This window comes from Candidatus Dependentiae bacterium (assembly GCA_026389015.1).
GTDB lineage: Bacteria > Babelota > Babeliae > Babelales > Vermiphilaceae > JAPLIR01.
The window spans coordinates 1-8,272 of record JAPLIR010000009.1 but is presented as its reverse complement, the minus strand read 5'-3'; the positions used below and the strand labels follow the sequence as shown (position 1 = coordinate 8,272).

The window sequence follows — 8,272 nt, the reverse complement described above, 5'->3', positions numbered from 1 at the left end:
GTAAAAAACAAATAAGCCCGTCGTCGCCTATTCGACTATTTCGGGCAGTCTTCGCAATAAAACATTTAATATTTTCCTTACTTCCGTAAGTAGTGGCGTCAGCCAGACGAAGCCCTGCGTAGCAGGAGCGAAGACTGGCGGAGCTGACGAGACTCGAACTCGCGACCTTCCGCGTGACAGGCGGACGCTCTAACCAAACTGAGCTACAGCTCCATAACCAAATGCTATGGCTCCTCGGGCAGGACTCGAACCTGCGACCTAACGATTAACAGTCGTGTGCTCTACCACTGAGCTACCGAGGAAAAAATTTTAAAGATAAAAACCGATTTAATGGTGGGCGGTGCGGGATTCGAACCTGCGACCCCCAGTTTGTAAGACTGATGCTCTAACCAGCTGAGCTAACCGCCCTTAAATTCAGGTAACTCACCAAATTGTAAAGGAAAGACGCGCTAAAGTCAAAAGAATTTGATTAAAATATTATCTAATCCTTAGTTATTTCGTCTTCAAACATTTTATTAGCTACATAATTCAATGCTTTTTTAGCCGCAGCCCTTTCAGCTTCTGCTTTTGAAGGAGCCTTGCAACCAGTAATTACTCTATTCCCCCATTTTTTATCAGCGACGGTAATTGCCGTTTCAAAGCATAGACCTTCAGAAACCGGTCCTTCACAAATAGTGGTTTCAATGCGAGGATTTTGTAAACCAGTAGCTTGAGACAATCTAATCAAAGTGCCGAGTGGTTCTGTCGTTCCACCTAAATCACATAACAATTGTAATTTTTTAGGCTCAATATAGCCGTCCGAGAAATGCTGCATGAGAGAAGTTACTCGTGCTGCTACTCTTACCTTTGCCTCATTGACTGTTGCCTCTAATGGCCCCTCAATTTCCGTCATTAACCACGGAGCACCCATGCGAGAATATAAGGCCACTGCTCCATTTTTTTCCCTATAATGGTTCGTGTAGGTTGGCGCTTGTAATTTAAGCGCCTGACACATCAGATTTAGTGATGTTACGGGATCTTTTTTATCAAGAGCAGCTATCGCCTGAGAATCATGGACTAAGTCCTTGGTCAAAATAACAGCCTTTTGTATTTCTTTATAAGCGATTTGCGCAACAGCTTCTTCCGCCTCACTCTTGGTCGATGCTGAACAGGTGGGTGATTCGAATAGATGATTATCCAAGGTACATACAAAACGGGTTCCTGCTGATTGATCACCATCTTTAAAGCTATAACTTGGATTTTGGCGACCAAGCATCTGCATTACCGTATGAAGACAAACGCGATAATTGTCTTTCTCACCCACATTCCACGACATAGTGAGAGCTGGCACGTTATCCATAGGCTTATAATCCGCATCGGTTGCTAAACGCACGACACATTCTTGATATTTTTCATCTAATTCTTTTTGTATAAACTCTCGTTCTGCACAGTAACGAGCAAGTCGCTTAGGGTCTTTCTTTGTATCGTAAGATCCCTTAAGTTTATAACCTTTATCCAAATTCGTAGTAACACAACCCTTACCAGCGGATTTTGTCAGTATGCAAGTATCATCCTTATACTCATACCTAACATCTTCTTTTAATGTCGAAGCCGCAGCTTTCACAAGAACGCTTGTCATTTGTGGACATTTTTTATCCTTGATCATGGGTAAAAAGAATCTTAAAACAAAATCTTGAGCTGCCATAGAACCGCCATCCTCGCAAATTGCGCCAACGGTCGACTCTACAATGTCACATAAACTTGATAGAGGAACAGAAGACTTAGCATCCTGAATGTATTCATGTAATCCGAGACGCAAGCACAACGCTGCCAAAGGCTCTTGACTCACTAAAGCCTGACGAGCCCCTGTAAGGGCGCCCTCGGGAGCATCTGGATACTCTTGTAATAAGATTTTAGCAATAACGACATCCAAAACCTTATCACCAAAATATTCGTATCGCTCATAATTTTCATCAGGATTTTTCGCCCTCGTCGTTAAAGCTTTCATCAACAGCTTTTTATTTTTAAATTGATAGCCAATAGTACTCTCAATTTTTTTTATTGTTGATGCGTCAAACTTTTCGCCCTTAATTTTATGTTCCATTTCCAGACACATACCAAAACTAGTACTATTCAATCCTGAGATTACAAAAAACAATAGTGCTATGGAAACTCTCTTAAACGTTGAATCGTAATTCATCATGCGCGACCCCTGTATTTAAAAACTGTTAAAATTGACATATTCTAATAGTAATAGGTTGCCATAAAGAGTCAATGAACCTCAAAACCCCATTCCTCTCTACTCTTTTATGTGCTACACTAGTGACTTAGTAACCTAATTTGGAGAAATCTCGTATATGTCACAAGAAATTAAGAAACTTATTGACGGCAATAAGCAGTTTAGAAAGAAATTTTTTAGCCCCGAAAGCACCCTTTTCCGCGAGCTCGTGTTGCATGGCCAAAAACCAAAGACCATGATTATAGCATGCTCCGATTCGCGGGTTGATCCAGCCATGACCTTTGACTGTCAGCCAGGTGAATTATTTGTCCTACGCAACGTAGCCAACCTCATTCCACCCTATGAAGATAGTGACACCTACCACAGTACGAGCGCAGCACTAGAATTTGCTGCTGATTTTCTAGAAGTTGAACACATAATTATCTTTGGGCACACACAATGCGGTGGCATTCAAGCCTTACTGGAAAGCAATACGCTGTTTTTCGATAAAAAATCACATGGTTTTATCACAAAATGGATGGAACTTGCACGTCCTGCTCGTGACAGAGTAACCAAAGAACACGTTACTGCAACTCTTGAAGAGAAGATTACTTTATGCGAACAGTACGCTCTCATTAATTCTTTGCATAATTTATATAGCTTCCCATTGATACAGCAACGAATACAAGAGGGAAAATTGGCTATACATGCATGGTATTTTGACCTAGAAACTGGCATCATTCACACGTATGACCAACAAAAAAATAACTGGAACCCATTATAACAGTTTTTTGCAACAGAAACTGACTACCTAATGAGCAATCAGCTACTCGAGACAACAATCAATTGCTTTTTTAACCAACTCTCCAAGTTTACTCATAAAGGTGCTTGTTGGTTTGGCTTGAGACGCCGACGTATCTACCTTAGTTTTTACGCTTTCAGGATAATTAGCCTTACTTGATTCAGACTCATGAGTCTGAATGCTTCCTGGCGCAATAAGCTTCATATTCAGTCCCCAAAAAAGCGAATAGAGCTTGTAGGACTTATTAAAAAACTCATAGGCTTCTTCTTTATTGCCCATGCCGAGCTGCTTAGTGCCTACCTCCATAACGCGCATAGAAGAAGCTAAAAGGTGCTTTGAAATACACCAGACTTCCCCTTCATACTCTTTAATAATTTTCTTGAGCAACTCTTTGCGCATCTCTCGCACTTCGTTAATCAAATCGTAATATTCTGTTTTGCCCGTTTTTGCCCCGGTAAAAAATAGGTGTTCTTCGATACTTATCAGATTCATGATTGCAATGGTAAGATCTTGATCAGATGAAAGATCCATCTTTTCTTGTTTTTTCATCTGATCTACTTTATCAATCAATTCCTGCAAATTTTTTATTTTAGTATCCATGAGTTCACCTCGTTATACAGTAAAAAAGAATACTCATAATTATAAGGAGTCCAACTGGCATAAAAACTTTTTGGAATGGGAAATAGGCATGACCTTCGTTACTAACCTTAATCGAGTTATACCACAAGCAACCCACCGTAAACGTAATGATGCCAATAATAATACCCAGTAAAAGTTTGTCATACCCACACAGTGTGTTTCCCGGAATGCCGATATAGTTGTAGTAGTATAATGGCCAGAGAAAGAGCAGTAGGTATATAAAAGCGACGAGCGGCTTTCTGCCAATAAATCTAATACCGTAGCTCGTTAAAATATTGATAGTCCATGCTATGGTTGATGCAATAAGTGCACCGACCCACAACCCCGTTATAGTATCATCAATGCCAAGCCTTCTTGAAAACCCCACCCCAATACCCGTCGCTATGGTGCAAATGGGGCATATAGCTTTGGCAATTCCGTAACTCATAATGGTTGATAGTAACGAAAAAATGCGAAGCACCAAGGATTTTTTAAACATAACCAACACTCCCCTTTTAAATTTTTCCGCACAGATATGCAGCACCCCTCTATTTTTATCGTAGCAGCTTGAGGTTAGACATTACAAGAAACTACACAAAGCAAAAGCGTCAGGCTGCCCATTAAAATAAATCAGCATCGATAGCGCTATCGATGCTGAATCAAATCAAAAAAAACTATTTTTACGCCAAAAAATTAGTCAGATAAAACATAAAGCCTATCACCATTGCATATACCAACAGTACGGTGCCGCCCTTTATTTTTTCATACGTTGTTTTTGATAGTATTTTTTCAGGCAGATTACCCAACATAAGAACAATAAAAATTATAAACATAGCAATGATAAACAAGAGCATTACATAATCAATCAGCATGAAGTAGCCAATATTAGGTGACATTGACTGAATCACCACATTATACGCCATATATGCCGTAATAATCATAAGCATATTTTGAATTTTCAAACTAAAATCATCAATCGTTAACATAAAAACACAAAAATAAAACAACAATAATATCGGCAGCAACATTATCATAAGCTGCCTAATATCTTTTTTTTGTATGCCTAAACTAAACACTACTTTAGGCTCCTTGGCTGTTTGATTTGCCTCGGGAATCTCATATTCTGTATAACCACTCTTAACATTGTGTTCAACTATGTTCCATCCAGAAACAGTAAGATATTTTGGTATCACAAAAGCTTTTGGTGCTACATCAAATACAACCTGATCTGCATCAACCGCTGTATTAGTAAAATTCAAAAAAAGTTTATGGTTGTCCAATGGAAACATCGTATAATCAAGGATGGTATTAAATTCAATACGCAGGTGATATTTCACAAAGCTCTTGGTATCAGAAATTTTAATAACAATCGGATCAGACTTTTGTACGATATTTCCCTTGGTGAATGAAAATTTGCTAATCGTATCCAAAGAAACTTTAGTAGGGTCAAATTCAAACCAGATAACAGCCGTCACTAAAAAATCATCCTGAATGACATTAAATTTAAGAAACTGATGAAACGTTAATCCCATTTTAACATGTACCGGTTCTTTGCCCCATTGCTTTGTAACCTCAGGAGTTACGGGCAACACAAATGATTCCTGCCCTATTGGATTAAACGTAGAAATTGGTTTATATAACAAATAACTGAAAATTAGTGCAGAAAAAATCGATAGCACGATGTGCACTTCTAACCGAGCATAATGATTCAACCTAAATTTCATGTAAACTACCCCTTAAAACGACTATACCAAATAGTGAGTCAAATAAAACACCGTACCTATAACCATGGCGTGCACGAACAACACCACACCACCTTTGATGTCTTCATAGGTATCTTTTGCTAACAACTCAGGTGGCAGCTCCCCAAACACCAGCGCGAGAAAAATAATAAACATAGCCACTAAGAACAGTAATACTAAATAATCGATGAGCATGAAATAACCCACGTCAGGCGACATTGCTTGAATCACTACGTTATACGCCATATACGCGGTAAAAACCATAAAGGCGTTTTGCATTTTTAAAAGATAGTCATACACCGAAAGCATAAAGATAGACAAATAAAACAATATCAAAATAGGCAATAGCATTAATATAAGCTGTCTCACATCTTTTTTTTGTATGCCAAATGAAAACACAACTTTGGGTTCTATGACCATTCTTTTTTCCTGAGAAAGTTCATAATCAGTAAACCCACTTTTTGCCTCATGGCTCACAATATCCCACCCAGAAACAGAAAGGTATTGTGGCACAACAAAATCTGCTGGCGCCACATCAAAAACGACTTCATTCGCATTGACCGCTGTATTGGTGAAATTCAAAGAGATGATATGGTCATTTAAAGGAAACATTCTGTAGTCCAAAATAGTATTGAATTGAACACGCACATGATAGCGTACAAATGACAAGGTATCGGATATCTTGGTAACGACAGGCTCAGACTTTTCTTTAATCTCTCCTTTGGTAAATGAAAATTTACCAATCGTTTCCAACGATACCTTAGTAGGATCAAACTCAAACCAAATAACCGCCGTCATTAAAAATTCATTCTTAGTTACATTGAAGGTAAGAAATTGATGAAACATAAACCCCGTTTTGACATGCACAGGCTCTTTACCCCATTGTTTGACCACCTCGGGAGTTAGTGGAAGTACAAATGATTCCTTGCTCACCGGTTCAAAAGTAATAACGGGCTTATAAAACAAATAAACCAGCGTCATTACAGAAAGCACTAAGAAAATCGACTGCGCTTGTAATGTAGCAAAATACCCTAATCTGAATTCCATGGTCAATCTCCAATCACACATTACACTAAATAGTGAGTCAAATAAAACACAACGCCTACAACCAGAGCGTACACCGCTATAACAGTACCACCTTTAATGCTATCATACGTAGATTTTGCTAACGTTTCTTCTGGCAATTCTCCGAGCATAAGCGCTACAAAAATAATAAACATCACTAATAAAAAAAACAAAACTAGATAATCGATAAGCATAAAGTATCCAACATTAGGCGCCATTGCTTGGATTACTACGTTGTACGCCATGTAGGCCGTAACAATCATTAAAATATTTTGAATTTTTAAACTAAATTCCTCAATTGAGAGCATGAAAACACAAAAGTAAAACAATAACAATATAGGCAATAACATTAAAACAAGCTGCCTAATATCCTTTTTTTGTATACCAACACTCAGCACTATTTTAGGCTCCTTAGTGGTCTTGTTTTCATGAGAAATCATATATTCTGTAAAACCACTTTTTGCTTCATGTTTTACAAAATTCCACCCAGAAACTGTCACATATTCAGGCACCACAAAATCCACTGGCGACATATCAAAAATAACATCATCGGCACTTACCGATGTGTTGGTAAGGTTAAGCGTTATAATATGATCGTTTAAGGGAAACATAGTGTAATCAAAAATAGTATTGAACTGTACACGCAGATGATATTTTGCAAAACTAAGATTATCGGAGATCTTAGTAACTACTGGATCAGATTTCTGTGTAATATCTCCCTTGGTAAAAGAAAATTTGCCAAGAGTTTCCAACGAAATTTTTGTTGGATCATATTCAAACCACACAATTGCTGTAATAAGAAAATCATTCTTGATAACATCAAAATTAATAAACTGATGTATCATAAATCCTGTTTTAACATGTACCGGCTCTTTACCCCATTTTTTTGTAATTTCAGGCGTTAATGGTATCACGAAAGATGACTTACCAATCGGATTAAAAGATGAAGCAGGCTTATACAATAAATAGCCCAATAGTGCTGCAGAAATAATAAAAAAAACAATTTGACCTGGCAAACGCGCGCAATCACTTAATCTAAATTCCATTCCTATGTCTCCTTTAATAATATTTTATGTATATATTCCATCAGTAGCACACCAATCAGTTAAAAATCAACAGGCGATTAAGCTCAAAATTAAATTGCTATGGCCACGCTATAGACGATACACTTATACGATAATAATTTATAGCTCATCACTGCATTAAAGGAACAACGTGAAATTTTTCGATTATCTTAAAAATATTTTCATCATACTGCTCATCATACATTTTGCACCCATGGTTTTTGAAAGCATCAGAAAACAATATAGCAAGCTGCTGGTACCAAGCACCAAGGTTGGCGTTCTCACCATCAAAGGAATTCTCTACGATGCATCGTATTACAATAACCAGCTCACTACATTTTTTAAAGATAACTCAATAAAAGCGGTATTACTTAAAATAGAATGCCCAGGCGGCGCTGCTGGCTCAAGCCAAGCATTATTCAATGAAATACAAGCACTCAAAAAACAGTATCCAAAACCAGTAATCACCCTTGTTGAAAATGTATGCACATCGGGCGGTTACTACATCGCTTGCAGTTCTGACTCTATTATTGCAACCGGCGCTGCAACCATTGGCAGCATCGGGTGTTATCTTCCCCTCTTTCAACTCAAGGAATTTATAGAGCAATTCAAGATCGGTTATACACCAATAAAAACTGGCGCGTATAAAACAATCACCGATCCATTGAGTAGTAAAACACCGGAAGAAAAAGCGTTGTTGCAAGAATTGTCTGCTGACATTTATCAACAATTTGTTGAAGATGTTGCTGCACAACGCAAACTCTCGATTAACACCGTCAACAGT

Annotated in this window: 8 protein-coding genes and 3 tRNA genes; 2 read left to right on the top strand and 9 right to left on the bottom strand. The window is 38.0% G+C overall.

The window, feature by feature from the left end; translation table 11 throughout:
- Positions 1–135: 135 nt before the first annotated feature.
- From NTX86_00765 to NTX86_00750, 4 genes are all read right to left on the bottom strand, one after another.
- A tRNA-Asp gene (locus tag NTX86_00765) sits at positions 136–213 on the bottom strand.
- A gap of 14 nt (positions 214–227) precedes the next feature.
- A tRNA-Asn gene (locus NTX86_00760) sits at positions 228–302 on the bottom strand.
- 29 nt (positions 303–331) lie between these two features.
- A tRNA-Val gene (locus tag NTX86_00755) sits at positions 332–408 on the bottom strand.
- A 73-nt stretch (positions 409–481) separates the two neighbouring features.
- The gene (locus tag NTX86_00750) at positions 482–2,182 is read right to left on the bottom strand and encodes a putative dsRNA-binding protein (protein MCX5921840.1); all 1,701 of its coding nucleotides are present in this window, start codon (positions 2,180–2,182) and stop codon (positions 482–484) included.
- Between the two features lie 154 nt (positions 2,183–2,336).
- On the opposite strand from NTX86_00750, the gene NTX86_00745 reads away from it, so the two are divergent.
- Entirely contained in the window at positions 2,337–2,981 is a 645-nt protein-coding gene (locus tag NTX86_00745; GenBank protein MCX5921839.1) for a carbonic anhydrase, read from the top strand.
- A gap of 42 nt (positions 2,982–3,023) precedes the next feature.
- Here the strand turns inward: NTX86_00745 and NTX86_00740 are convergent, their stop codons facing one another.
- From NTX86_00740 to NTX86_00720, 5 genes are all read right to left on the bottom strand, one after another.
- Entirely contained in the window at positions 3,024–3,599 is a 576-nt protein-coding gene (locus NTX86_00740; protein MCX5921838.1) for a hypothetical protein, read from the bottom strand.
- 4 nt (positions 3,600–3,603) lie between these two features.
- The gene (locus NTX86_00735; protein MCX5921837.1) at positions 3,604–4,116 is read right to left on the bottom strand and encodes a hypothetical protein; all 513 of its coding nucleotides are present in this window, start codon (positions 4,114–4,116) and stop codon (positions 3,604–3,606) included.
- A 181-nt stretch (positions 4,117–4,297) separates the two neighbouring features.
- Positions 4,298–5,341, bottom strand: a complete 1,044-nt coding sequence (locus NTX86_00730; GenBank protein ID MCX5921836.1) for a hypothetical protein — start codon at positions 5,339–5,341, stop codon at positions 4,298–4,300.
- A 21-nt stretch (positions 5,342–5,362) separates the two neighbouring features.
- Positions 5,363–6,406, bottom strand: coding sequence for a hypothetical protein (locus tag NTX86_00725; protein ID MCX5921835.1), 1,044 nt, complete (start codon positions 6,404–6,406; stop codon positions 5,363–5,365).
- A 20-nt stretch (positions 6,407–6,426) separates the two neighbouring features.
- Complete coding sequence (locus tag NTX86_00720; GenBank protein ID MCX5921834.1) at positions 6,427–7,470, bottom strand: hypothetical protein; 1,044 nt, start codon at positions 7,468–7,470, stop codon at positions 6,427–6,429.
- Between the two features lie 169 nt (positions 7,471–7,639).
- Here NTX86_00720 and NTX86_00715 point away from each other — a divergent pair.
- A partial coding sequence (locus NTX86_00715) for a S49 family peptidase (protein MCX5921833.1) occupies positions 7,640–8,272 on the top strand: 633 nt, incomplete at its 3' end.